Here is a 23,985-nt window from a genome sequence, read left to right as displayed (position 1 = left end):
GCTCAGAGCCAGCCGTTGCGGCGGAAGCCCCGGTACATCCCGATGCAGATCAGGACGATCCCGCCCAGCACCGTCGGATAGCCGTACGGGCTCTTCAGCTCGGGCATGTACTCGAAGTTCATGCCGTACACACCGGTGATCATGGTGGGCACCGCGAAGATCGCCGCCCAGGCGGTGATCTTGCGCATGTCCTCGTTCTGCGCCACCGAGACCTGCGCCAGGTTCGCCTGGAGCAGCGAGTTCAGCAGCTCGTCGAAGCCCTGCACCTGCTCCGTCACCCGGGCCAGGTGGTCGGCGACGTCGCGGAAGTACTTCTGCACCTCCGGGTTCACCAGGCTCTGCTGCGGCTCGGACAACTGCTGCATCGGGCGCAGCAGCGGCACCACCGCGCGCTTGAACTCCAGGACCTCGCGCTTGAGTTGGTACACCCGGCCGACGTCCGCGCTGCGGCCGCCCTTGGCCGAGAAGACGCCGTACTCGATGTCGTCCACGTCCGTCTGCAGCCGCTCGGCGACCAGCAGGTAGTTGTCCACCACGTGGTCGGCGATCGCGTGCAGCACGGCGGAGGGGCCTCTGGTGAGCAGCCCCGAGTCGTCCGCCTCCAGCCGGTGGCGCAGCTCCTGCAGCGAGCCGTGGCCGCCGTGCCGGACGGTGATCACGAAGTCGCGCCCGACGAAGGCCATCAGCTCGCCCGTCTCCACCACCTCGCTGGTGGGCGTGAGTTGGTCGTGCTCGACGTAGCGGACGGTCTTGAAGACGGCGAAGAGGACGTCGTCGTAGCGCTCGACCTTGGGGCGCTGGTGGGCGTGCACCGCGTCCTCCACCGCGAGCGGGTGCAGGCCGAAGCGCTGGGCGATCCCCTCGAACTCGGCCTCCGTCGGCTCGTGCAGCCCGATCCAGCTGAAGGAGCCCGCGGCCTCGGGGAACTGGTGCGCCGCCTTGACCCGGCGGGCGGCCTCGCGGGGGCTGCAGCTGTCGCCGGTCCGCCGACCGTGCTGGTAGACCGCGCAGTCCACGACGGCCGAGCCGGCGCCCTCCGGAAGGGCGTCGTACGAACCGGCCACCGGACGGCGGCGGTTGGGGCGGACGGCGGCGCGCAGGTTGTTGATCATCGACAAGGCAGGCTCCCTGGGCAGGAGCCGTCGCACGGCGCGGCACGGAGAAAGCTCGGGTGGCGGCGGGACGACGGCGAGGAACACCGGGTGAAGGGACGAAAGTGCTCTCCCGACCGGGTCGTTCGCCGATCAGCCGCCCGGGCCTACCGCAGGATCAGCCTGCGGAGCGGGGGGTGCGGGGACGACGGGGCCGGGCAGAGCTGCCGGTACTGCATGGTCGGCCGGTATCCACCGCAACCACCTCCTTCGCGCCGCCGCCCCGGGGGCAAGGCGTCCCGGTGGCCAGTCGCTCACCCTAACACCCGAAGGCGCCACCCCGCTCCGGGGTTTACCCAGCCTTGACGCGGCCCGCCCGGAGCAGCCCCTCGGAAGGGCCGCGGGTTACGCTCACCGGCATGGCGCACGACTTCCCGCTCTTCGGCGACTTCCACGGCGACTCCCCGGACCTGACCAGGGAGGCGGTGCTGGCCGCCGTCGAGGCCCGGCTGATCGCCACCCTCGGCGAACCGAGCGGCCGCGCCGCCGTCACCTTCCTCGGCGCCGACCGCATCGAGGTGCTGCGCTTCGGCCCGGACGCCGAGGGCCTCGTCCGGTACTCGACCCTCGGCATGGCCGCCGCGCCGATGGCCGACCCGACCTCGCCTGTCGCCGACCAGGTGCGCGGCCCGCGCGTCGAACTGCTGCTGACCGTGCGCGGCGGCCGTGACGACGTGCTGCGCTCCCTCGCCACCTTCGCCGCGACCCCGCAGGTCGAGGGCCTGGTCGTGGCCCCCGGCGGCTCGCTGGACCTCGGCGCCCCGCTCTGGGAGGGCGCCCCCTTCACCTCGGTGCTCGCCGCCGAGCCGGGCGGCCTGGTCGAGGACCTCGAACTGGCCGAACCCGCCGAGCCCGTACGGTTCCTGCCCCTGCTGCCGATGACGCCCAACGAGGCCGGCTGGAAGCGGGTGCACGGCGCCGCCGCCCTCCAGGAGCGCTGGCTGAACCACGGCACCGACCTGCGCGACCCGCAGCGCCGCGGCGTCCCACTGGACTGACGGCCCTACCTTTCGATCGGCTTCGCGCCGCTCGCCTGCGCCAGCAGGGCCTCGTACACCGCCGGGTCGGTGGTGTGCTCGCCCAGGCGGACGGTCTTGCGCTCGCCGTGGTAGTCGCTGGAGCCGGTGACCAGCAGCCCCAGCTCCCCGGCCAGGCCGCGCAGGTGCGCCCTGGTCTCCTCGTCGTGGTCGGTGTGGTCCACCTCCAGGCCGCCGAGCCCGGCCGCCGCGAGGTCGGCGATCACGTGCTCCGGCACCGTACGGCCGCGCTTGACCGCGCCCGGGTGGGCGAAGACCGGCACCCCGCCGGCCGCCCGGACCAGCCGCACGGCCTCCAGCGGATCGGTCTCGTGCTTGCGCACGTCCGCCCGGCCGCCGTTGGCCAGCCACTCGGGGGTGAAGGCGTCCGAGACGGTGGCCACCACACCCGCCTCCACCAGCGCGCTGGCGATGTGCGGCCGCCCGACCGAGCCGGCCCCGGCGATGCGCTGCACCTGCTCCCAGGTGATGTCGGCCCCCAGTTCGCGGCAGCGCTCGACGACCGCCCGCCCGCGCCGGAACCGGTCGGTGCGCACCAGCTCCCGCTCGCGCGCGAACTCCGGCTCCTCGGGGTCGAACAGGTACGCCAGCAGGTGCATGCTGACGCCGTCCACCACGCAGGACAGCTCGGCGCCCGGCACCACGGTCAGCCGGGTGCCGGCCGGCAGCGCGTGCACCGCCTCGGCGGCCTCGGCGTGGCCGGCCACCGTGTCGTGGTCGGTCAGCGCGACGACGTCGAGTCCGGCGGCCACCGCCGCCGCGACCAGCTCGGCCGGGCTGTCGGTGCCGTCGGAGGCGTTGCTGTGGGCGTGCAGGTCGATGCGCACGGGGCGTACTCCTGGGGCTCGTGGAATGCCGCCCAGGATAGGGGAGCCGGGCCGTGTGCCCCGGCCTACCCCAGCAGCCGGGGGGAGAGGGCTCCGCAGGGCAGCAGGTCCAGCTCGGCGCCGGCCTCGCGCAGGTCGGTGAGCACCAGTTCGTCGTACATCACCAGCGCCGACTGCTCGGGCCAGGCGACCGCCCAGAGCCAGAGCCCGCGGGCCTCGCCGACGAACACCGCGCGGTCGGCGGGCGCGTCCGGGACGTGGAACATCGGGGTGGGCCGCCCGGCGGCCATCAGCTTGGCGTCGGCGGGCTTGTACAGGCCGACGGAGTCGCCCGGGTCCGGACCCGGGAGCCCGGCGTAGCGGGCGCCGAGCCCGACCCCGAGCTCCTCGGCGACGAGCACCAGCTCCCCGAAGCCGCCCAGCGGCGCGGGCCCGGCGCAGGCGACGGCGGTGGCCCGGGCGCCCGAGACGTCGTCCCCCACGTGCGCGATGCCGGTGTAGAGCCAGCCGACCGGGAGCGGCCAGGGCATCCAGACGGGGACCTGGGAGCGGGCCACGGCGACGCCGAGGGCCTCCACGCTCGGAGGCAGCACGGGCTGCATCGGGTGCACGGCTCCGTGCCGGTCGCACTGCCAGGTGTCCGAAAACAGACCGGGGGCGCGGACCCGACCGGCGCACCTCGGGCAGCTTGGCTCGCCCCTCATAGCCGACAACGCTCCTCCCTCCGGACCGCCGCGTCAAGGACGATCACCCGTACGGAGGGCTCGGCCGCACCTGTCGGTGGCACAAGCCCGGTCGGCGCGGGGTGGGCGAGGTCCGGGCGGTTCCCGTTGGGGGATGTCCCGTCGCGGAGGGCGGCAAACGTCGGGGGCGGCGGGGACGGCCGGGGTTCGAGCGGGCGTCGAACGCGCCCCGAACGCACTGACGCCCCGTCATCGGCGATTGCGGTGACGGGGCGTCAGTCGGGTATCGGCACGTCCGGGTCGGACGGCCCCTGCTCATCGGCGGCGGGTGTGACCTCCCGGTCGCGGGCGCCGCGCAGGGTCAGACGGTCGGGCACGGACGGATGAGCAGGCGCTCGCCGGTGCGGGCGGCGGCCTGGACGACCTCGCGGACGGTCTCGGCGTCGGCGATCTGGCGGCCGGTGGCGGAGCCGTTGGCATCGTCCAGTCGGACGATCTCGAAACGCATGGACTTGGTCATGGGCGTCTCCTTTCCTGTCCCCGTCGGGCGGGGAGATCGGGGCTGAGTCGGGATCAGCCCTCTCGGGGTCCTGCGGGTCCGGCGAAGCGGCCGGACCGGACGATTCGTACGTTCGGCGGTCTGCTGCGGCAAGGGCTCCCCCTGGGCTTGCCCGGTGCGTCTTCTGCCTCGTGAACCACGATGACGTGGCGGTGCTGCCGGGCCGTTGCCCGTCCGTTACGTCCAGGTTTCGACCCGCGGGCGACCTGGTGCGGGCAGCGATGATTCCCGGACAGAATCAAAGATTACCGTAACTAACGAATTTTGTCGCGCGAACAAGAACGATCGGATCACGAAAGTGGTTCAGACCACTGCGGCGACGGTGGAGCTCAGCCCCAGAATCCGGCCAGCGCCCGCGCCGTCTCCACCGGCCGCTCCGCGGCGGGGGAGTGCCCCGAGTCCTCCACCACCACCCGGCGCGCGCCCAGCCGCTCGGCCATCTCGCTCTGCTGCGGCACCGGCCACGCGTAGTCCCGCACCCCCGACATCACCAGCACCGGCAGCGCCCGGGCCCGGACCGCCCCGGCCAGCTCGGCCACCCGGTCCGGCGCGGCCATGAGATGGCCGCCGGTGACGCTCAGCGAGGCCGGCACGTTCGCCACCCAGCGGCGGTGCATGAACTCCGCGATCTCCGGGGCGAGCTCCGGCTTCGGCTGCGGGCTCTGCGCGTCCAGCTGCTGGATCACCTGCCAGATCTCCTCCAGGCTCATCACCGGCAGCACGTCCAGCAGCAGCTTGGTACGGGCCGCCTCGGACGGCTCGATGGCGCCCGGGCCGGTGGACATCAGCGTCAGCGAACGCCACGGCACCGGGCCCGGCCCGGCGGCGAGCACCGCCTCGCGCACGACCTGCCCGCCGAAGGAGTGCCCCAGCAGGTGCACCGGGCCGCCGCCCTCGGCCGCCAGCGCCTCGGCCAGCGCCCGCACGTCCTCGCCCAGCGCGGCGACGGTGTAGGCGGCGGGATCGTCCGGCCCGCCCGTCTCGTACTGGCCCCGCTGGTCCACGGCCGTCACCCGGTACCCGGCGGCCGCCAGCGGCTCCAGCAGCGCGATGAAGTCCTCCTTGCTGCCCGTGAACCCCGGCACCAGCAACGCCGACCCCCGCACCGCCCCCGCCGGCTCCGCCCGCAACGCCGCGAACGCCCCCCGGCCCGTCCCCACCCGCTCCGCCCGCGCGCACCCGGGCAACACCAGAAACGGCGGCGTACTCATCCCCCGCACCTCCCACCTCGACGACCCACCTTGTTCGAGCCTAGAGCCGCGAACGACCGCGCCGCCCGACACCAGGGGGTGTCGGGCGGCGCGGGGGTGGGGCCGAGGGGGTGCTCAGCTCTCCGTGGCCGGGGTGGCCTTGCGGGTGCGGGTGCGCTTGCGGGGGGCCGGGACCTCGGCGGGGGTCTCGGTGGCCGGGGCCGCCTCGGGGGCGGTCTCGGCCGTGGCCTTGGGCTTGCGCGTACGCGTCCGGGTGGCCGGCTTCGGCTCGGCGGCCTCGGTGACGGTCTCGGCGACGGCCTCGGTGGCAGGGGCCTCGACGGCCTCGGCCTTCGGCTTGCGGGTCCGGGCGCGGGTCGCCTTCTTCGCCACCGGGGCCTCGACGGCCTCGACGGTCTCGGCGACCGCGGTGGTCTCGACGGCCTCGACCACGGCCTCGGCCTCGGTCTCGGCCTTGGGCTTGCGGGTACGGGTCCGGGTGGCCCGCTTCGGCTCCGCCGCCTCGGCGACGGCCTCGGCGACCGGCTCGGCGACCGCGACCGGGGCCGCAGCCTCGGCCACCGGGGCCTCGGCCGTCACGGCGGCAGCCTCGACGGCCTCCGCCGCGGCCGAACCGGCGCGCGAGCGGCGACGACGACGGCGCGGCGCTGCGGCCTCCTCGGCGTCGGCGCCCTCGACGGCCGGAACCGTCTCCGCGGCCACCGCGATCTCGGCCGCGCCCTCCTCGGCGACCGTCGAACCGCGGCGGGTGCGACGGCGCTCACGGGTGCGGCGCGGCTTCTCCTCCGCCGCCGGGGTCTCGACGGCGGGGCCGCTCGTGCGGTCCCGGCCGCCGCGACCGCGGGCGGCGCCGGTGCGGGCACCGCGTCCGCCGGTCTCGCCGAGGTCCTCGATGACCTCGGCGCCGAGCCCGGCCCGGGTGCGCTCCGAGCGGGGCAGCACGCCCTTGGTGCCCGGCGCGATCTTGAGCAGCTCGTACAGGTGCGGCGAGGTGGAGTAGGTCTCCTCCGGCTCGTTGAACGGCAGGTCCAGCGCCTTGTTGATCAGCTGCCAGCGCGGGATGTCGTCCCAGTCGACCAGGGTGACGGCCGTGCCCGAGGCGCCGGCGCGGCCGGTGCGGCCGATCCGGTGCAGGTAGGTCTTCTCGTCCTCGGGGCACTGGTAGTTGACGACGTGGGTCACGCCCTCGACGTCGATGCCGCGGGCGGCGACGTCGGTGCAGACCAGCACGTCGACCTTGCCGTTGCGGAAGGCCCGCAGGGCCTGCTCGCGGGCGCCCTGGCCCAGGTCGCCGTGGACGGCGCCGGCGGCGAAGCCGCGCTGGGTCAGCTGGTCGGAGACGTCGGCGGCGGTGCGCTTGGTGCGGCAGAAGATCATCGCCAGCCCGCGGCCGTCGGCCTGCAGGATGCGCGAGACCGTCTCGACCTTGTCGAGCGAGTGCGCACGGAAGATGTGCTGCTCGATGTTGGCGACGGTCGCGCCGGTGTCGTCCGGGGCGGCGGCGCGGATGTGGGTCGGCTGGCTCATGTACCGGCGGGCGAGGTTGATGACCTGGCCCGGCATGGTGGCCGAGAACAGCAGGGTCTGCCGCTTGGCCGGCAGCATGGTGATGATCTTCTCGACGTCCGGCAGGAAGCCGAGGTCGAGCATCTCGTCGGCCTCGTCGAGGACCAGCGCGCGGACCTTGGACAGGTTCAGCTTCTTCTGCCCGGCGAGGTCGAGCAGACGCCCCGGGGTGCCGACGACGATGTCGACGCCCTTGTTGAGCGCCTCGACCTGCGGCTCGTACGCCCGGCCGCCGTAGACGGCGAGCACACGGACGTTGCGGACCTTGCCGGCGGTCTGCAGGTCGTTGGTGACCTGGGTGCACAGCTCGCGCGTCGGGACGACGATCAGCGCCTGCGGGAAGTCGGAGAGCTGCTCCTCCGTGGCCCGGCCGGCGTCGACGTCGGCGCGCACGATGGCCCGCTCGATCAGGGGGAGGCCGAAACCGAGGGTCTTGCCGGTGCCGGTCTTGGCCTGGCCGATGACGTCGTGGCCGGTCAGGGCCACGGGGAGGGTCATCTCCTGGATCGGGAAGGGATGGACGATGCCGACGGCCTCCAGGGCCTCCGCGGTCTCGGCGAGGATGCCGAGATCTCGGAACGTCGTCTTGATGGGTTCAGCGGTGGTGGACAGGGTGCTGCCTCTTCCGTGTGGGAGGGGCCGAGAGCGAGCGGCGGGCGGGCGCGCGCGGCTGCGTACGGGCCTGGTCGGCCCGCAGTACAGCTGCGCGGACGCACAACCGCGCCGGTCCCTGCGGCCGGCCGGTGCGCGCGGCCCGGAGTGCGGGGCGCGTCGCCGGCGGCGTCGGGGAGGAATCCCGTGAGGGACCTGCGCGGGACCTCCGCGGGGGGCGGGGTCTCGGCGGCCCTCGCTCGGCCACTGATGCGGTGCCAAGGCTTGAGGTCCAAACCCTGGTCGGAGCCGATCGGCTCTCCGACCGGGCATCCGCGTACGTGAGTACCCGTGCCTTCGGTGCGGACACGTCTGAGGGGACGGTGCCGCCACCGGAGGGCCTGCGCGGGGCACCGAGACGGCGGTGACTCCGTGCGAGCACGACGGGGCTCCGTACCACCATACAGTCAGGCGACGACTCGAACACGTGACGCGTCTGACATCGACCCCCGCGACCGGCCGGGAACGGCACGATCCGGCCGGTCACCCGGGTGCGCCCGGGGTGGGGAGGGGGCCCCGGCCGGACTGGGGACCGACAGGCGAACGGGGGGTCGCGAGGCCGCCCCCCGTGCGCAGGTCGGTCTAAAGTGGCGGGTCATGGAGACCCATGGTGAGACGCAGGACGACGGCGTGGCCGGTTCGATCGGCGACTGGGCGACGTGCTCGGCCGACCCCGGCTACCGCGCCGCGGTGCTGGATCTGCTCGGCGCGCTCGCGTACGGCGAACTGAGCGCCTTCGAGCGGCTCGCCGAGGACGCCAAGCTGGCCCCCGACCTCGCCGACAAGGCGGCCCTGGCCCGGATGGCCTCCGCCGAGTTCCAGCACTACCAGCGGCTGCACGACCGCCTCGCCGAGGTCGGCGCCGACCCGCAGGAGGCCATGCGCCCCTTCGTCGAGCCGCTGGAGCTGTTCCACCGGATGACGGCGCCCTCGGACTGGCTGGAGGGCCTGGTCAAGGCGTACGTCGGCGACGCCATCGCCACCGACTTCTACCGCGAGGTCGCCGTCCGCCTCGACGACGACACCCGGGACCTGGTGCTCGGCGTCATGTCCGACACCGGCCACGGCCAGTTCGCCGTCGACAAGGTCCGCCAGGCCATCGAGGCCGACCCCCGCGCCGGAGGCCGGCTCGCCCTGTGGGGCCGGCGGCTGATGGGCGAGGCGCTCAGCCAGGCCCAGCGGGTGGTCGCCGAGCGCGACGCGCTGTCCAACCTGCTGGTCGGCGGCGTACAGGTGCAGGGCTTCGACCTCGTCGAGGTCGGCAAGATGTTCAACCGGATCACCGAGGCGCACACCAAGCGCATGGCCGCCCTTGGCCTCGCCAGCTGAGGTCGGGCCAAGGTCGGGCCGAGGTCGGGCCGAGATCCGGCTGAGGTCCGGCGGGCGCTACGCCGCCCGGTGCCGCCGCTGAGCGCGGTGGGCGCCGGGTCGGTGGCGGTGCGCCGGGGCGCGTCCGGCCGCGAGGTCGGGCCGGGCCAGCAGCGAGGTGAGCACCCCCGAGGCCAGCGCCGCGGCGACCACCGAGCCGACCGGGTAGCGCCCGTCCAGGCAGAAGTGCGCGACCGTCCCGCCCAGCAGCGCCGAGGCCAGGGCCGTCCCCGCCGTCAGCACCCTGGGCGCGCGGAAGTAGGCGGGCAGGCCCAGCAGCGCGAGGGCGCCGGTGGCCAGGCCGACGAGGGCGAAGGCGATCGATTCGACCAGCAAGGCGGCCTCCCGGGGGGACGGGCGTGCGGCTTGCGGCGCCGCACCACCGCCGTACCCCGCCCGAGCGGCCCGTACACGCGCCGGTGCCCCGCTCCCAGGGGGAACGGGGCACCGTGACGCGATGCTCGCGCGACCTCTCAGAGGGCGCCGAAACCGACCTTGCGGACGGCCTGCTCGCCGATCTCCACGTACGCCAGGCGCTCGGCCGGGACGAGGATCCGGCGGCCGTGCTCGTCGGTCAGCGACAGGAGCTTCGAGTCGCCCTCCAGCGCCTTCGCGACCGCGCCCTCGACCTCATCGGCACTCTGCGAGCTCTCGATCACGATCTCGCGCGGCGCGTTCTGCACGCCGATCTTGACCTCCACGGCTTCCCTCCGGGGTTGCAGCCTCCACGCACGGGCACCGGAGCGCCTGGAACAAGCGTTCTCGGCGACCCGCGCCGTACCGGTTCACCATAGAGCACGCGATCACCGGCCAGGCGAAGGTCGCCCGGATCAGCCCTGCTGGGAGGTACCCTCGGCGCCCTGCTCGTTCGGGTGCATGGGGAAGCCCTTCAGGCCGCGCCAGGCCAGGCTGGCGACCAGGCGCACCGCCTCGTCGCGCGGGATCTCCAGGCCCTGCGAGAGCCAGTACCGGGCGGTGATCTGCGCCAGGCCGCAGACGCCGGCGGCCAGCAGCTTGGACTCGGCCTCGGGCAGGTCGGTGTCCTCCTGGATCACCTTGCTGACCAGCGTCGCGCTCGCCTCGGAGGCCCGCTCGACCCGCTCGCGCACGGCCGGCTCGTTCGTCAGGTCCGACTCGAAGACCAGCCGGAACGCGCCCGACTCGCTGGAGACGTAGTTGAAGTACGCCTCCATCGTGTTCGCGACCCGCTGCTTGTTGTCGATGGTCGCCGACAGGGCCTCGCGCGTCGACTCGACGAGTGCGTCGCAGTGCTTGTCCAGCAGGGCCAGGTACAGCTCCAGCTTCCCGGGGAAGTGCTGGTACAGCACCGGCTTGCTGACCCCGGCGCGGTCGGCGATGTCGTCCATGGCGGCCGAGTGGTAACCCTGCGCGACGAACACCTCCTGGGCGGCACCGAGCAGTTGTTCACGGCGGGCGCTTCGCGGCAGGCGGGCACCGCGCGGGCGCTCCTGCGCCTCCTGGATGGCCGTCACGGCGCTCCTCACTTCGGGGTTCTTCGGGGTCGACGAGACGGCCGATTCTACTTTTCGGTAACCGCGCCCGCGTTCGGGCGAGGGCGAGAAAACTGATCGGCAGGCTTGTCAGGAGCCCACAATACGGCGCTGACCTCGGCCCCGGCAGTGCTGTGACGAGGCAGAAGCAGTGCTGTGACGAGGGGGAAGACGATCAGGGCCACCCCGGGCGCCCCCGGCCCCCGCTCACTACCATCGTCCACCATGAGCAGCCCTGAGCAGCAGGTCCGTACGGTCGAGGTCCCCGGAGCGGTGCTGGCCGTCCACCGGGGCACGGACGGTGACGGCCCGGACGGGCGCGAGCCCGCCCTCTTCGTGCACGGTCTCGGCGGCTCGGCCGCCAACTGGACGGCCCTCATGGACCGCCTCGGCGACCGGCTCGACGGCGAGGCCGTCGACCTGCCCGGCTTCGGCCGCTCCGGCCCGCCCAGCGACGGCAACCTCAGCCTCTCCGGCCACGTGCGCGCCGTCATCGGCCTGCTCGAGGCGGCCGGGCGCGGGCCCGTCCACCTGTTCGGCAACTCGCTCGGCGGTGCCGTCTCCGTCCGCCTCGCCGCGCTGCGCCCCGACCTGGTGCGCAGCCTCACCCTCGTCTCGCCCGCCCTGCCCGAGCTGCCCCCGCAGCGCTCCGCCTGGCCGACCGGACTGCTCGCCCTGCCGGGGCTGCCCGCCCTGGTCGGGCGGCTGTCGGCCGGGCGGCGCGACGTCGAGGCGGCCACCGAGGACCTGCTGCGCCTGGTCTACGGCGACCCGGCGGGCCTGAGCCCCACCGCCCGGGCCCAGGCGGTGGCCGAGTACCGGCGCCGGCTGGAGGTGCCGCACGCCATGGCGGCGCTGATCGGCTCGGCCCGCGGCATCGTCTCCGCGTACACCGAGCGCGGCGAGCAGGCGCTGTGGCGCCAGGCCGAGCGGGTCCAGGCGCCGGTGCTGCTGGTGTACGGGCTGCGCGACAAGCTCGTCGCCTACCGCTCGGCCCGCCGGGCCTGCGCGGCCTTCGCCGACGCCCGGTTGCTGGTGCTGCCCGAGTCCGGGCACGTCGCGATGATGGAGCACCCGGACGCGGTGGCCCGCGCCGTACGGGAGCTGATCGGGCACCCCGCGCGCTGACCCGCACGCCTCTCGCGCCCGTACCGCGCGGTAACGGCGCCGTGCGGCGGGAAGTCACGCCGGTTCACTCGTTCAGGTGGCAACCAGGCAGGTGAGCGATGGTGGGCCGCGGGCCGGTCCTACCTTTCTGCTGCCGGACCGAACAGGTGTGGGGGAGGGCCGCGGACGCCGGAGCGATCGGCAGGCGGCGGCGCGAGGAAGGCTTCCGGCGTACGGCCCCGCGGCTCCCGTGGCCCCGATCCGGGGCGGCTGACTAGGAGGTCTCCCGTGCGCGTTGCCCTGCTCACCGAGGGTGCCCGTCCGCATCCGAGGCGTGGCGCCGGCGCCTGGTGCGACCGGCTCGCCGAGGGCCTGCCGGAGCACGAGTTCGAGCTGTACCTGCTCACCGGCCCGCAGGGGCTGGACGCCGTCGAGCGGCTCTCACCCGCCTGGCGGGGGGCGCGCGACCTGGGGCTCTGGGGCCGCCGCCCGCGCGGCCGCGCCCCGGGCGCCCTGCGCAGACGCCAGTACGCCCGGGCGTACGAGGAGCTGGTGCGCGCCCTGGTGCTGCCCCGCGAGCGGGCCGGATTCGCCGCCGGGCTCTACCGGCTGGCCGAACTCGCCCGCGAGGACGCCACCCTGCCCGTCTTCCTCGCCTCCGCCCACGCCCGCCGCGTCCTGGAGCGGGTCTGGCGCCTGCCCGGCGCGGACACCTCTGCCGGCCACCCGCTGGTGTGCGACGTGCTCGTCGCCGCCGACCTGCTCGAACAGTGCCTGCGCCCGCTGTCCGCGCCCTGGTACGGCACCGGCCCCGGGAGCCCCGGACAGGGCCTGGCCGCCGCCGACCTGTGCCACGTCGTCGGCGCGGGCCCGGCGGCCCTGCCCGCGCTCGTGGCCCGGCACCTGCACGGCGTGCCCTTCGTCGTCACCGAGCACGGCCTGCACCTGCGCGAGCAGTACCTCGGCTACCGCGAGGCCCCCTACCGCTGGCCCGTCCGCGCCCTGCTGCTCGCCTTCTTCCGGGCACTCACCGAGGAGACCTACCGGCAGGCGGCGATACTGACCCCCGGCAGCGCCCACGACCAGCAGTGGCAGCGCCGCTGCGGCGCCGACCCGGCCCGCACCCGGGTGGTGTACGAGGGCACGGACGCCGTCGAGCGCCCGGCCGCCGGGGCCGAGCCCGATGTGCCGACGCTGGTGTGGGCCGGCGCCCTGGAGCCCGGCCGGGACCTCGAACTGATGCTGCACGCCTTCGCGAAGGTCCGCGCCGACCTGCCCGGGGCCCGGCTGGTGGTGCACGGGGAGGAGGCCAACCCCGGCTACCGGGCGCACTGCGAGGCGCTCGCCGGGCGGCTCGGGGCGGCGGAGGCGGTGGAGTTCGCCGGCCGGCCCGGCTCGCTCGCCGACGCCTGGGCGGGCGGCACCGTCGCCGTGTTCTCCGCGCTCTCCCAGCGCGGCCCCGGACTCCTCGCCGACGCCATGCTCAGCGGCCGCGCCGTCGTCTCCACCGACGTCGGCGTCGCCCGGGAGGTGGTCGGCCCGACCGGTCTGCTGGTGCCCGCCCGCGACCCCCACGCCCTGGCCGGGGCCTGCCTGGCGCTGCTGCGCGACGAGGAGCGCCGCGACCGGCTGGGCCTGGCCGGTCGGCTGCGGGCGCAGGAACGCTTCGCCGTCGAGCCCGTCATCGGCGCCTTCCGGGAGATCTACCTGGAACTGGTCTCCCAGTACCCGGCCTTCCCCGGCGGCGCGGCCGACGGGAGCGGCCGCACGCCGCGCCCCTTCGCCCGGCCCGCCGAGTTCTGGCTCGCCGACGGGCCGCGCACCCCCGGTGCCGAGGACACCGGGCACGCGGCGGACGCGGTGGACGCGGTGGACACGGAAGACGCGGCGGACGCGGGGGACGGTGAGGGTTCCGGCGAGGCCCCACGCAGCCCCGCGCTCGCGGAGGCCGTCTGATGACCGGCGGCGCGGCGGTGGGCGCCAGTGCCGACCCGGTGCGTGAACTCATGGCCGAACACCGGGAGTTGTGCGAGCGCGCCGTCGATCCGCTGGAGATCGCCGCCGGGCTGGAGGAGGCCGGGCTCGGCCCGGACGCCGCCGCCCGCTGCCGGCACGGCGACCTGTTCGCCCTCGCCGAGGAGCTGTACGCCCGCGTCCCGCGCCGCCCGCCCCCGCCCGAGGCGGCCCCGCCCAGGCAGTGCGCGGCCACGAGCCGGGCCACCCTGCTCGCCGCCGCCCTCGCCGCCCTGCCCTGCGCGGCGGTCGCCGCCCTCGGCACCGGCCCGGCGGTGCTGCTGCCCGCCGCCGTCCCCCTCGCCCTGCTGCCCGCCCTCATCACCGACCCGCCCGCCGCGCCCGGCCCGCCCTGGTACGGGCCCGCCGCACCCCACGCCGGTCTCGGCCCAGGCCCGTACGCACCCCCGCGCCCCGAGCCCGCCTCCCGGTGGAGCCCGGCCCTGCTCGGCTACGGGCTGGGACTGGCCGCGCTGCTGCTGCTCCCGCTGTGCGCGCCCGGGGCCGACCGGCCGCTGAGCGCCGCGCTGGTGCTGGCGGCGGCCGTGTCGGCCGGGGTCGCCGAGCGGGCCGCCCGCTGGTACCGGCAGGTAGGGCGCGGGCACCTCGGCTCGGCCGCCACCCTGGCGGAGTTCCGGGCCCGGATGCGCCCGGTGCTGCCCGTCGCCGTGGCGCTGCACCTGGCGGTCCTCACGGTGCTGACCTTCGCCGCGCTGGCCGTGCTCACCGCCCTCGCGCCGCGCCCCGGCCCCGGCCACGGCGGCGGCCTGCTGCACCTGGCCGTCGAGCGGGCCGGCCCCGGGCCGTGGGCGGCGCAGGGCGTGCTCGGCCTGCTGCTGGTGCTGACCGCCCTGCTGGCCCGCTGCGGCCGGGCCCCGGCGGCGGCGCTCGGCGCGCTCGCCGCGGCCGCCGCCACCGGGGCGCTGCTCGCCGTCGGGCGGGGCGCGCCGACGGCCCTGGCGCTGGGCGGCGGAGCCGTCGCGGCGGTGCTGCTCGGCTACGCCTGGGCCGTGCTCGGCCGGGCCGGAGCCCACCGGTGACCGCGCCGACCCCCCTGGCGCCGACTCCCCTGACATTCACGTTCGTTCGCTTTTCAGTCCGCCAGGTCGATCCCGACCTCGCTTCGTGGAAGGACACCCCCGATGAGGGTGCTGCTGCTGGGCGCCGACGGCTTCATCGGCCGCCGGGTCACCGACCGTCTGCTGTTGGACCAGGAGTTGCAGGTGACGGTGCTCGGCCGGCGCGACTCGGCCGACATCCGCTTCGACCTGACCACCGGGAGCCCGGGCGCGCTCGCCCGCTTCCTGGACGCGGTCGCGCCGCAGGTGGTGATCAACTGCGCGGGCGCCACCTACGGCAGCTCGCGCACCCTGATCCGGTCGAACACGCTGGCCGTCGCGACGGTCTGCGAGGCGATCCGCCGCAGCCGGGAGCCGGCCCGGCTGGTGCACGTCGGCTCGGCCGCCGAGTACGGGCCGGTGCCCGGCGGGGTGCCGGTCTCCGAGCAGGCCGAGCCGCGCCCGGTCGGCCCGTACGGGGTGTCCAAGCTCGCCGGGACGGAGCTGGTGCTCGCCTCCGGGCTGGACGCGGCGGTGCTGCGGGTCTTCGACGTGGTCGGGCCGGGGGCGCCGACCGCCTCGCTGTTCGGGCGGCTCGCGGAGGGGCTGCGCCGGGCGCTGGAGCGGGACGAGAGCCAGGTGCGGATGCCGGACCTGTCCGGATACCGGGATTTCGTCGACGTGCGGGACGTCGCCCGGGCGATCCAGGCGGCGGCGGTCTCGGCCGCCACCGGGGTGATCAACATCGGCAGCGGGCACGCCGTCCGGGCCCGGGACGCGGCCCAGCTGCTGGTGCGGGCCTCGGGCTTCGAGGGCACCATCGTCGAGGAGAACCGGCAGGTCCTGCTGCCCGCGCAGGCCGCCGGGGCGCACGGCGACCACCTGCCCGGCCACCACGCCCCGGGCCACCGCTCGGAGGGCCACCTGCCGGGCCACCGCCCGGAGGGCAGGCCCGCCCCGGGGGAGCCGGTGCCCTGGCGCCAGGCCGACGTGCGCACCGCCAGGGACCGTCTCGGCTGGCGGACACAGGTGCCGCTGGAGGAGTCGCTCGGGGACGTCTGGCTGGAGACGGCCTGCCGGGTGTGAGCACCGCATGAAGGCGCCGCGAAGGCGTCCCGGGCCCGAAACCGCAGGCCCGGGGCGCCTTCGCGCCGTGTCCGGCCGGTCTCGGATTCCGGCGCGACCCGTCTCGCCCATCGGACGAGCTGTCTCGGAATACCGGAGGAGCGTGACACTGTTGGCCTAGACAGCCACCCGCGTGGCGGAGCAACCACCCCGTACGAGGCTGGCCCCGGCCACCTGAACGAGACCCATCGGAGTCCCCGTGTCGTTGCCACCCCTGGTAGAGCCGGCCGACGAGCTCACCGTCGACGAGGTCCGCCGGTACTCCCGCCACCTGATCATCCCGGACGTCGGGATGGCCGGGCAGAAGCGGCTGAAGAACGCCAAGGTGCTGTGCGTCGGCGCCGGGGGTCTCGGCTCGCCGGCCCTGCTGTACCTGGCCGCCGCCGGTGTCGGCACGCTGGGCATCGTGGAGTTCGACGTGGTCGACGAGTCGAACCTGCAGCGCCAGATCATCCACGGCCAGTCGGACGTGGGCCGTTCCAAGGCGGAGTCGGCCCGGGACTCGGTCAAGGAGATCAACCCCTACGTCGACGTGATCCTCCACGAGGAGCGCCTCGACAACTCCAACGTGATGGAGATCTTCTCCGGCTACGACCTGATCGTGGACGGCACCGACAACTTCGCCACCCGCTACCTGGTGAACGACGCCGCGGTGCTGCTCGGCAAGCCGTACGTGTGGGGCTCGATCTACCGCTTCGACGGCCAGGCCAGCGTCTTCTGGGCCGAGCACGGCCCCTGCTACCGCTGCCTCTACCCGGAGGCCCCGCCGCCGGGCATGGTCCCCTCCTGCGCCGAGGGCGGCGTGCTGGGCGTGCTGTGCGCGTCCATCGGCTCGATCCAGGTCAACGAGGCGATCAAGCTGCTCGCCGGCATCGGCGACCCGCTGGTCGGCCGTCTGATGATCTACGACGCCCTGGAGATGAACTACCGCCAGGTGAAGGTCCGCAAGGACCCGAACTGCGCGGTCTGCGGCGAGAACCCGACCGTCACCGAGCTGATCGACTACGAGGCGTTCTGCGGCGTCGTGTCGGAGGAGGCCCAGGCGGCCGCCGCCGGGTCGACGATCACCTCCAAGCAGCTCAAGCAGTGGCAGGACGACGAGGAGGACATCTACCTCATCGACGTCCGCGAGCCGGGCGAGTACGAGATCGTCAACATCCCCGGCGCGGTGCTGATCCCCAAGAACGAGTTCCTCATGGGCGACGCGCTGGAGAAGCTGCCGCAGGACCGCAAGATCGTGCTGCACTGCAAGTCGGGCGTGCGCTCGGCCGAGGTGCTGGCCGTGGTCAAGTCCGCCGGCTTCGCCAACGCCGTCCACCTGGGCGGCGGCGTGCTCGGCTGGGTGAACCAGGTCGAGCCGCACAAGCCGGTCTACTAGCAGTCCCAGGAGAAGGGGCCCGCCGTGAACGCTCGCGGCGGGCCCCTTCTCCGTTCTTCCGTTCTTCTGTTTTCCGTACGGACGGTCAGAGCGCGCCCCTGCGCTGCAGCACGTTGTAGGCGATCCAGCCCGGCAGCACCGGCAGCCAGAAGGTGAGCGCCCGGTAGAGGAAGACCGCCGGGGTGGCGACGGCGGGGGAGACGTCCGCGACGGTCAGGGCGCCGATCAGGGCGACCTCGACGGGGCCGATGCCGCCCGGGGTGGGGATCGCCGAGCCGGCCGCGTTGGCCGTCAGGAACACCACGGCGACGGCGGAGAAGCTGACGCTGCCGCCGAACGCCTGCACCGAGAAGTCCAGGCAGGCGGTGAAGGAGAGCGTCAGCAGCAGGATGCCGCCGAAGCCGGTGATCAGCTTGCTGGGCGTCTGCATCAGGTCGAGCATGCGCGGCACCACGCCGAAGAACAGCGAGCGCAGCCGCCCCAGCACGAACCGGCGCAGCGGCGCCACGGCCGCCACCACCAGGGCGAGCACCGCCGCCGAGAGCACACCGATGATCACCGCCCGGGAGGCGGAGAGGTCTCCGTTGGTCTGGCTTCCGGTGATCAGGCCGAAGCTGAACAGCAGCAGCAGGTGCCCGGCCAGGCCCGCCAGCTGGGAGGCGCCCACCGAGGCGACCGACTGCCCGGAGCGGATGCCGGCCTTCTGCAGGTAGCGGGTGTTGAGCGCCATGCCGCCGATCGCCGCCGGGGCGACCAGCTTGACGAAGGACCCGGCCAGCTGGGCGGCGACCGTACGCCGGAACGGCAGCTTCTCCGGGACGAAACCGGTCAGGCTCATCGCGGCGGCCACGTAGCTGAACGCCGCCGCGAGCAGGGCCGCCGCCGCCCAGGCCCAGTTCATCTGGGAGAGCTTGAGCTGCGCCGGCTTGATGGTGGTCAGCGCCAGGTACGCGGCGAAGGTGAGCGCGATCACCATGATCAGGCTCTTGGGCTTGAGCCGCTCCAGCTTCGCCGGCGCCATCGGCGCCTCCGGGGCGATCTGGAGGATCTGGCCGCGCAGCCGGCTCAGCAGGTCCTCGCCGGCCACGGCGATGTCCTCCTCCGCCTGCTGCTGGGTGCGCTCGCCGGAGGCGACCTGCTCCAGGGCCCTGGCCCGGGCGGCGGTCTTGCGCTCCTTGGTCAGCTTGGCCAGGTCGACCCTGGTGGAGCGGCTCATCCCCACCGGCTGGAGCAGCGGCAGCGCCTGCGCGACCCGCTCGGCGCCGAGCACCGCGTTGGCCACGGCCACGGCCCGCTCCGGGCCGATCCGCAGCGCGAAGGTGGTGAGCAGCTGGGCGACGTCGATGCGAAGCGTCAGGTCGGTGGCGGCGATGTCCCCGCCGGAGAGGTTGACCAGGCAGCCGGCCTCCTCGTCCACGACCAGCAGGGACTCGCCGGTGAGGCGGCGGTGGGCGATGCGGCGCTCGTGCAGGGCGGCCACCGACTGCCACAGCGAGGCCATCGTCCGGTCCGAGACGTCCTCGTCGGCCAGCTCGTCGAGGGTCCGCCCCTCCACGTACTCGTACACCAGGATCGCGGCGTCCGGGCCCAGCTCGGAGGTGGCGACCAGCTGCGGCGCCCGGGCCCCGGAGGCGGCGGCCGCGTACGCGATCAGCGCCTCCTGCTCCAGCGCCTGCCGCAGCGACTGGGGGCTTCGGCGCACCGCCACCGAGCGCAGCCGCAGCCGGCGCCAGGCGCGGTAGAAGAAGCCGGAAGCCTGCTGCTCGCGGTCGATGATGTGGACGTCCAGCGGCGGGCCGTCCTGCTGGGTGACGTGGTAGCGGCGGGTGCCGCCGGGCGCGTCGGGGGCGCGCAGCGCCGAGTCCGGGGTGAAGCCGACCTTGCGCAGGCCGATCATCAGGTGCTGGCCGGTGGGGCGGATGTTCGGCGAGCCGATCGCGTACAGGGTGCCGTAGGCGACGGACCAGCCGATCAGCACGGTCAGCATCAGCGACAGCGGGGTGGTGTAGCCGCCGAGCAGCTCGGTGATCCCGCTGAACAGCACCACCGCCCACAGGGCGACCCGCCAGCGCGGTCTGCTCGACATGCCGACGGCCGTCATGTAGGCGATCACCGGCGCCAGGTACCCGTGGACCGGGTCGGTCAGGGTGCCGCTGCTGCTGGTGGGCATCCGCGTCAGGGCGTCCCTGATGTGGTCGGAGGCGCCCTCCGCCACCCACCAGTCGATGCCCAGCGAGACGCCGTACGCCAGCACCGAGGCGAGCACGCCGTCGGCGACCCGCAGGCCGTCGCGTTTGATCAGCCGCTCCACCGCGAAGGACAGCGGCACGGCCAGCACGGCGACGCTGGACAGCAGGCCCGTGATGGTGGACAGCACCGCGGAGAAGTGCGGCGCGTTGGTGGCGATGTCCTGCTCGATGCCGCTGGTGGTCGAGGTGGCGATGCCCGCCAGCACGAAGACGGCGACGATGCCGAAGACGCCGGCCAGGAAGCGGATCAGGTCGGAGGGGCGGTGCGCGCGGGCGGCGAGCAGCGGCTCGTCCACGTCCAGCGGCGGGGCGTCGTCCAGCGGGTCGTGGTCGGGGGCGGGCGCGCGGGGCGGGCGGGCGGTGGGCACCTCGCCCTGGGCGGGGACCTCGGGGGCCCTCTCCCTCGGCCGCTTGACCAGTGACACCTGCGGCGCGGGCTCCTCCTCGGAGGGGCTCCCGGGCACCTCCCGGGGCTCCGCGGGTACGGCGGCGGCGGACTCGTCGGAGTCCTTCTCCACGCCCACGTCAGCCGTCCCGGTCATCTGGTCTTGTCCTCGTATCACCACTCACCGCCCCGGAAGATGGTGGCATGCCCCGCGCCCCCGCGCTGGACAGGGGCCGGATCGGGCGCGGCGGATCGTACGGACCGGCCCCGCCGCGCACCCCGGTGAGGAAGAATGCCGCAGGTGACGGACGTGACACAGGAAGGCCCGCCGGGCGCCCTTCCCGCCTTCGCCGAACTCGTGCTCGACCTGACCGAGCGGATTCCACCCGGCAGGGTGATGACCTACGGGGACGTCGCCGAATACCTCGGACAGGGCGGCCCCCGGCAGGTCGGCCGCGTCATGGCACTCTACGGCGCCTCCGTGCCCTGGTGGCGGGTCATCCGCGCCGACGGCCGCCTCCTGCCCGGCCACGAGCACCGCGCCCTCGCCCACTACGGCGACGAGGGCACCCCGCTGCGCGACCTCGCCGACCCGCCCCGCGTCGACCTGCGCCGCGCCCGCTGGGACGGCCTCGAGCCGTCACCGGAAACGGCGAAAGCGCCACACGGACGGGATTGACGGGGCAGGATCGTAGGCTCGATGCGGGCGGGCCCCACGCGGGCCCGCCCACCCGATCGCCCGAAACGCCCCAGGACATGGTGTGACCTCCCCCTACCGGCTCGTGCGCAGCCCGCTCGCCCAGCCCGACCCGCCCGCCCTGGACGAGTACCAGCGCGCCGTCGTCGAGCACCGCGGCGGCCCGCTGCTCGTCCTCGCCGGGCCGGGCACCGGCAAGACCACCACCCTCGTCGAGGCCGTCGCCCGCCGCATCGAGGAGGGCACCGACCCCGAGCGCATCCTGGTCCTCACCTTCAGCCGCAAGGCCGCCATGGAACTGCGCGACCGGATGTCCGGGCGCCTGGGCGCCAGCGCCGCCGCCCCCCAGGCCACCACCTTCCACTCCTTCTGCTACGCCCTCCTGCGCGCCCACCAGGCCCCCGGGGACTACGCCGAGCCGCTGCGGCTGCTCTCCGGCCCCGAACAGGACGTCATGGTCCGCGAACTGCTCGCCGGCGGCGCCGAGGACGCCAAGGCGGGCCGGGGCCGCATCGCCTGGCCGCTGGACCTGCGCGCCTGCCTCACCACGCGCGGCTTCGCCGACGAGGTCCGCGCCGTCCTCGCCCGCAGCCGCGAGCTCGGCCTCGGCGAACGGGAACTGGAACGCTTCGCCCAGGGCGTCCAGCGCCCCGACTGGGCCGCCGCCGCCCACTTCCTCGCCGACTACCTCGACGTCCTCGACCTGCGCGGCGTCCTCGACTACGCCGAACTCGTCCACCGCGCCGTCCTGCTCGCCGAGCGCCCCGACGTCGAGGAGGACCTGCGCCGGCGCTACGAGGTCGTCTTCGTCGACGAGTACCAGGACACCGACCCCAGCCAGGTCCGGCTGCTGCGCCGCCTCGCCGGGCAGGGCCGCGACCTCGTCGCCGTCGGCGACCCCGACCAGTCGATCTACGCCTTCCGCGGCGCCGACATCAACGGCATCCTCGACTTCCCCCACACCTTCCGCCGCGCCGACGGCGCCCCCGCCGACGTCAAGGTGCTGCGCGTCTCCCGCCGCTCCGGCGCCGTGCTGCTTGCCGCCTCCCGCGAGATCGCCCGCCGCATGCCCATGGGCCGACTGCCCGCCGACAAGCTCGCCCAGCACCGGGGACTGCTCCCCTCCCGCGAGGGCGGCCGCGTCGAGGTGTACACCTACCCCACCCCCGGCGCCGAGCTCGACTCCGTCGCCGACCTGCTGCGCCGCGCCCACCTGGAGGACGGGGTGCCCTGGGGCGAGATGGCCGTCCTGGTGCGCGCCGGCGCCCGCTCCATACCGGGTGTGCGGCGGGCCCTCGGCGCCGCCGGCGTCCCCCTGGAGATCGACGGCGACGACCTGCCGCTGCGCGAGGAGCCCGCCGTCGCCCAGCTGCTGCTCGCCCTGCGGGTCTGCGCCGAGCAGGCCGCCCGCGACAAGGCCGGCGACCTCGACACACCCGACCCGCTCACCGTCGACCTCGCCCACACCCTGCTCACCGGCCCCCTCGGCGGACTCGACGGCGCCGACCTGCGCCGCCTCGGCCGCGCCCTGCGTGAGGAGGAACGCGCCGCCCTGCGCGCCGACGGCGTCCCCGGCGTGCCCCGCCCCGCCGGGGAGCTCATCCGCGAGGCCCTCGCCGAACCCGAGCGCCTCGTCGCCCTCGACCCCGCCCACGCCCGGCGCGCCCGCGACCTCGGCACCCTGCTGCGCAAGGTCCGCGAACGCCTCGCAGGCGGCTGCACCGCCGAGGAGGCCCTGTGGGAGCTGTGGGACGGCAGCCGCCGCTGGCGCGAGCGCCTGGAGCGCGCCGCCCTGCGCGGCGGCGCCGCCGGCCGCAACGCCGACCGCGACCTCGACGCCCTGTGCGCCCTGTTCGAGACCGCCGCCCGCGCCGAGGAGCAGGTCACCGGCCACCGCAGCGCCCTCGACCTGCTCGCCGAACTCGACGCCCAGGACATCGCCGCCGACACCCTCACCGTGCGCACCGTCCGCCCCGAGGCCGTCCGGCTGATGACCGCCCACCGCTCCAAGGGCCTCGAGTGGCGCCTCGTCGTCGTCGCCGGCGTCCAGGACGGCCTCTGGCCCGACCTGCGCCGCCGCGGCTCCCTCCTCGAAGCCGACCGCATCGGCCGTGACGGCCTCGCCGAACCCCTTTCCCCGGCCGCCCTCCTCGGCGAGGAACGCCGCCTCTTCTACGTCGCCGCCACCCGCGCCAAGGACCGGCTGATCGTCACCGCCGTCAAGGCCCCGGCCGACGACGGCGACGAACCCTCCCGCTTCCTGCGCGAGCTCTACCGCGAGGACGTCGACCCCAGGACCGGCAAGGTCGTGCGCCGCACCCCGCCCGTCACCGTCGAGGACGTCACCCACCGCCCGCGCCGCCCGCTCTCCGTCGCCGCCCTCGTCGCCGAGCTGCGCGCCGTCACCGTCGACCCCGCCCGCAGCCCCGAACTGCGCCGCGCCGCCGCCGAACGCCTCGCCGTCCTCGCCGCCGCCACCGACGAGGACGGGCTGCCGCTCGTGCCCGCCGCCCACCCCGACCGCTGGTGGGGCCTGGACGAGCCCACCACCGCCCCCGAGCCCCTGCGCAGCCCCGACCTGCCCGTACGGCTGTCCGGCAGCGGCCTCGAACAGCTCGAGAACTGCTCCCTGCAGTGGTTCCTCGACAAGGAGGTCAAGGCCCGCGCCCCCGGCTCCGCCGCCCAGGGCTTCGGCAACGTCGTCCACGCCCTCGCCGACGAGGTCGGCTCCGGCCGCACCCCCGCCGACCTCGCCGTCCTCATGGAACGCCTCGACACCGTCTGGGACGCCCTCGCCTTCGACGCCCCCTGGAAGTCCCAGCAGGAGAAGACCGCCGCCCGCGACGCCCTGGAACGCTTCCTCAACTGGCACGTCCTCGAACGCGGCCGCGACCTCGTCGCCACCGAGCACGGCTTCGACCTCACCCTCGACGTCGGCGGCGTCTCCGTACGCATCCGCGGCTCCATGGACCGCGTCGAGAAGGACGCGGCCGGGCGCGCCTACGTCGTCGACTTCAAGACCGGCAAGCAGATCCCCAGCGACAAGTCCCTGCCCGACCACAAGCAGCTCGCCGTCTACCAGCTCGCCGTCCGCGCCGGGGCCCTCAACGAGCTGCCCGGCTTCGACGCCCGGCCCCCGGCCGCCGGCGGCGCCGAACTCGTCCACCTGCGCGAGGCCGCCGCCAAGGCCGACCAGGACAGCCCCAAGGTCCAGCGCCAGGAACCGCCCGAGGGCGATCCCTGGATCGAGAACCTGCTCGCCGAGGCCGCCGGCAAGGTCCTCGCCGAACGGTTCGTCCCCCAGACCGGGGGCGGCTGCGACCGCTGCTCCTTCCGCCGCAGCTGCTCCGCCCAGCGCGACGGGGCCCAGCTGGTGGAGTGACGGCCGGGCGCCGGTCGAGCGGCGCCC

General features: G+C 74.9%; 19 protein-coding genes. 9 read left to right on the top strand and 10 right to left on the bottom strand.

The features are described 5' to 3' along the window. Window positions 1–2 precede the first annotated feature (2 nt). Complete coding sequence (gene corA, locus IH61_RS0117920; protein WP_031070864.1) at window positions 3–1,118, bottom strand: magnesium/cobalt transporter CorA; 1,116 nt, start codon at window positions 1,116–1,118, stop codon at window positions 3–5. A gap of 392 nt (window positions 1,119–1,510) precedes the next feature. Between corA and IH61_RS0117915 the strand changes: the two genes are divergently transcribed. Further along, a complete protein-coding gene (locus IH61_RS0117915; RefSeq protein ID WP_078911193.1) occupies window positions 1,511–2,149 on the top strand; it encodes a suppressor of fused domain protein in 639 nt (212 codons plus the stop codon). 5 nt (window positions 2,150–2,154) lie between these two features. On the opposite strand, the gene IH61_RS0117910 is transcribed toward IH61_RS0117915, so the two are convergent. From IH61_RS0117910 to IH61_RS0117890, 5 genes are all read right to left on the bottom strand, one after another. Then, on the bottom strand, window positions 2,155–3,015 hold the full coding sequence (locus IH61_RS0117910; protein ID WP_031070861.1) for a PHP domain-containing protein: 861 nt from the start codon (window positions 3,013–3,015) through the stop codon (window positions 2,155–2,157). Window positions 3,016–3,080: 65 nt separating this feature from the next. Next, window positions 3,081–3,719, bottom strand: a complete 639-nt coding sequence (locus IH61_RS0117905) for a DUF6758 family protein (RefSeq protein ID WP_063763222.1) — start codon at window positions 3,717–3,719, stop codon at window positions 3,081–3,083. A 340-nt stretch (window positions 3,720–4,059) separates the two neighbouring features. Beyond that, on the bottom strand, window positions 4,060–4,218 hold the full coding sequence (locus IH61_RS46990; protein WP_158845062.1) for a hypothetical protein: 159 nt from the start codon (window positions 4,216–4,218) through the stop codon (window positions 4,060–4,062). Between the two features lie 368 nt (window positions 4,219–4,586). Beyond that, complete coding sequence (locus tag IH61_RS0117895) at window positions 4,587–5,468, bottom strand: alpha/beta fold hydrolase (RefSeq protein WP_031070858.1); 882 nt, start codon at window positions 5,466–5,468, stop codon at window positions 4,587–4,589. 114 nt (window positions 5,469–5,582) lie between these two features. Beyond that, a complete protein-coding gene (locus tag IH61_RS0117890) occupies window positions 5,583–7,532 on the bottom strand; it encodes a DEAD/DEAH box helicase (protein WP_031070856.1) in 1,950 nt (649 codons plus the stop codon). 750 nt (window positions 7,533–8,282) lie between these two features. Here IH61_RS0117890 and IH61_RS0117885 point away from each other — a divergent pair. Continuing rightward, the gene (locus IH61_RS0117885; RefSeq protein ID WP_031070854.1) at window positions 8,283–9,014 is read left to right on the top strand and encodes a ferritin-like fold-containing protein; all 732 of its coding nucleotides are present in this window, start codon (window positions 8,283–8,285) and stop codon (window positions 9,012–9,014) included. Between the two features lie 57 nt (window positions 9,015–9,071). Here IH61_RS0117885 and IH61_RS0117880 read toward each other — a convergent pair whose 3' ends face one another. From IH61_RS0117880 to IH61_RS0117870, 3 genes are all read right to left on the bottom strand, one after another. Continuing rightward, window positions 9,072–9,389 (bottom strand): hypothetical protein, encoded by a 318-nt coding sequence (locus IH61_RS0117880; RefSeq protein WP_031070852.1) that lies wholly within the window; start codon window positions 9,387–9,389, stop codon window positions 9,072–9,074. Between the two features lie 137 nt (window positions 9,390–9,526). Next, window positions 9,527–9,754, bottom strand: coding sequence for a DUF3107 domain-containing protein (locus IH61_RS0117875; protein ID WP_031070850.1), 228 nt, complete (start codon window positions 9,752–9,754; stop codon window positions 9,527–9,529). 129 nt (window positions 9,755–9,883) lie between these two features. Then, window positions 9,884–10,546, bottom strand: coding sequence for a TetR/AcrR family transcriptional regulator (locus tag IH61_RS0117870; protein ID WP_031070848.1), 663 nt, complete (start codon window positions 10,544–10,546; stop codon window positions 9,884–9,886). A 243-nt stretch (window positions 10,547–10,789) separates the two neighbouring features. Between IH61_RS0117870 and IH61_RS0117865 the strand changes: the two genes are divergently transcribed. The 5 genes from IH61_RS0117865 to moeZ all read left to right on the top strand — a co-directional run bounded on the left by IH61_RS0117865 (window position 10,790) and on the right by moeZ (window position 17,245). Next, entirely contained in the window at window positions 10,790–11,692 is a 903-nt protein-coding gene (locus IH61_RS0117865; RefSeq protein WP_031070846.1) for an alpha/beta fold hydrolase, read from the top strand. A gap of 267 nt (window positions 11,693–11,959) precedes the next feature. Then, complete coding sequence (locus tag IH61_RS0117860) at window positions 11,960–13,627, top strand: DUF3492 domain-containing protein (protein ID WP_051837317.1); 1,668 nt, start codon at window positions 11,960–11,962, stop codon at window positions 13,625–13,627. Beyond that, on the top strand, window positions 13,627–14,724 hold the full coding sequence (locus IH61_RS42940) for a hypothetical protein (protein ID WP_051837316.1): 1,098 nt from the start codon (window positions 13,627–13,629) through the stop codon (window positions 14,722–14,724). Before IH61_RS0117860 ends, IH61_RS42940 begins: the two co-directional genes overlap by 1 nt. Before the next feature lie 102 nt (window positions 14,725–14,826). After that, entirely contained in the window at window positions 14,827–15,828 is a 1,002-nt protein-coding gene (locus IH61_RS0117850) for an NAD-dependent epimerase/dehydratase family protein (protein ID WP_031070841.1), read from the top strand. 238 nt (window positions 15,829–16,066) lie between these two features. Beyond that, window positions 16,067–17,245: an adenylyltransferase/sulfurtransferase MoeZ gene (gene moeZ / locus IH61_RS0117845; protein ID WP_031070838.1), complete on the top strand. Its 1,179-nt coding sequence runs from the start codon at window positions 16,067–16,069 to the stop codon at window positions 17,243–17,245. Window positions 17,246–17,330: 85 nt separating this feature from the next. Here the strand turns inward: moeZ and IH61_RS0117840 are convergent, their stop codons facing one another. Then, complete coding sequence (locus IH61_RS0117840) at window positions 17,331–20,036, bottom strand: lysylphosphatidylglycerol synthase transmembrane domain-containing protein (RefSeq protein ID WP_234327229.1); 2,706 nt, start codon at window positions 20,034–20,036, stop codon at window positions 17,331–17,333. Window positions 20,037–20,171: 135 nt separating this feature from the next. Here IH61_RS0117840 and IH61_RS0117835 point away from each other — a divergent pair, with 135 nt between their 5' ends. Together IH61_RS0117835 and IH61_RS0117830 are read left to right on the top strand one after the other, a co-directional pair. Then, window positions 20,172–20,558 carry an MGMT family protein gene (locus tag IH61_RS0117835; protein ID WP_031070835.1) on the top strand — a complete coding sequence of 129 codons (387 nt, stop codon included), beginning with the start codon at window positions 20,172–20,174 and terminating at the stop codon, window positions 20,556–20,558. 82 nt (window positions 20,559–20,640) lie between these two features. Continuing rightward, the gene (locus tag IH61_RS0117830) at window positions 20,641–23,958 is read left to right on the top strand and encodes an ATP-dependent helicase (protein WP_031070833.1); all 3,318 of its coding nucleotides are present in this window, start codon (window positions 20,641–20,643) and stop codon (window positions 23,956–23,958) included. Window positions 23,959–23,985: the final 27 nt, after the last annotated feature.

The organism is Streptomyces sp. NRRL WC-3742 (assembly GCF_000720635.1).
GTDB lineage: Bacteria > Actinomycetota > Actinomycetes > Streptomycetales > Streptomycetaceae > Kitasatospora.
Note: the sequence above shows the minus strand (reverse complement) of the source record. Positions and strands in the feature narration are given on the sequence as shown.

What these genes read in the sequence shown, in the direction of transcription:
- IH61_RS0117885 (WP_031070854.1), top strand. Translation starts at nt 8,283, where the DNA reads ATGGAGACCCATGGTGAGACGCAGGACGACGGCGTGGCCGGTTCGATC.
- IH61_RS42940 (WP_051837316.1), top strand. Translation starts at nt 13,627, where the DNA reads ATGACCGGCGGCGCGGCGGTGGGCGCCAGTGCCGACCCGGTGCGTGAA.
- IH61_RS0117905 (WP_063763222.1), bottom strand. Translation starts at nt 3,719, where the DNA reads ATGAGGGGCGAGCCAAGCTGCCCGAGGTGCGCCGGTCGGGTCCGCGCC.
- IH61_RS0117915 (WP_078911193.1), top strand. Translation starts at nt 1,511, where the DNA reads ATGGCGCACGACTTCCCGCTCTTCGGCGACTTCCACGGCGACTCCCCG.
- IH61_RS0117840 (WP_234327229.1), bottom strand. Translation starts at nt 20,036, where the DNA reads ATGACCGGGACGGCTGACGTGGGCGTGGAGAAGGACTCCGACGAGTCC.
- IH61_RS46990 (WP_158845062.1), bottom strand. Translation starts at nt 4,218, where the DNA reads ATGACCAAGTCCATGCGTTTCGAGATCGTCCGACTGGACGATGCCAAC.
- IH61_RS0117865 (WP_031070846.1), top strand. Translation starts at nt 10,790, where the DNA reads ATGAGCAGCCCTGAGCAGCAGGTCCGTACGGTCGAGGTCCCCGGAGCG.
- IH61_RS0117850 (WP_031070841.1), top strand. Translation starts at nt 14,827, where the DNA reads ATGAGGGTGCTGCTGCTGGGCGCCGACGGCTTCATCGGCCGCCGGGTC.
- IH61_RS0117895 (WP_031070858.1), bottom strand. Translation starts at nt 5,468, where the DNA reads ATGAGTACGCCGCCGTTTCTGGTGTTGCCCGGGTGCGCGCGGGCGGAG.
- IH61_RS0117835 (WP_031070835.1), top strand. Translation starts at nt 20,172, where the DNA reads ATGCCGCAGGTGACGGACGTGACACAGGAAGGCCCGCCGGGCGCCCTT.
- IH61_RS0117890 (WP_031070856.1), bottom strand. Translation starts at nt 7,532, where the DNA reads ATGACCCTCCCCGTGGCCCTGACCGGCCACGACGTCATCGGCCAGGCC.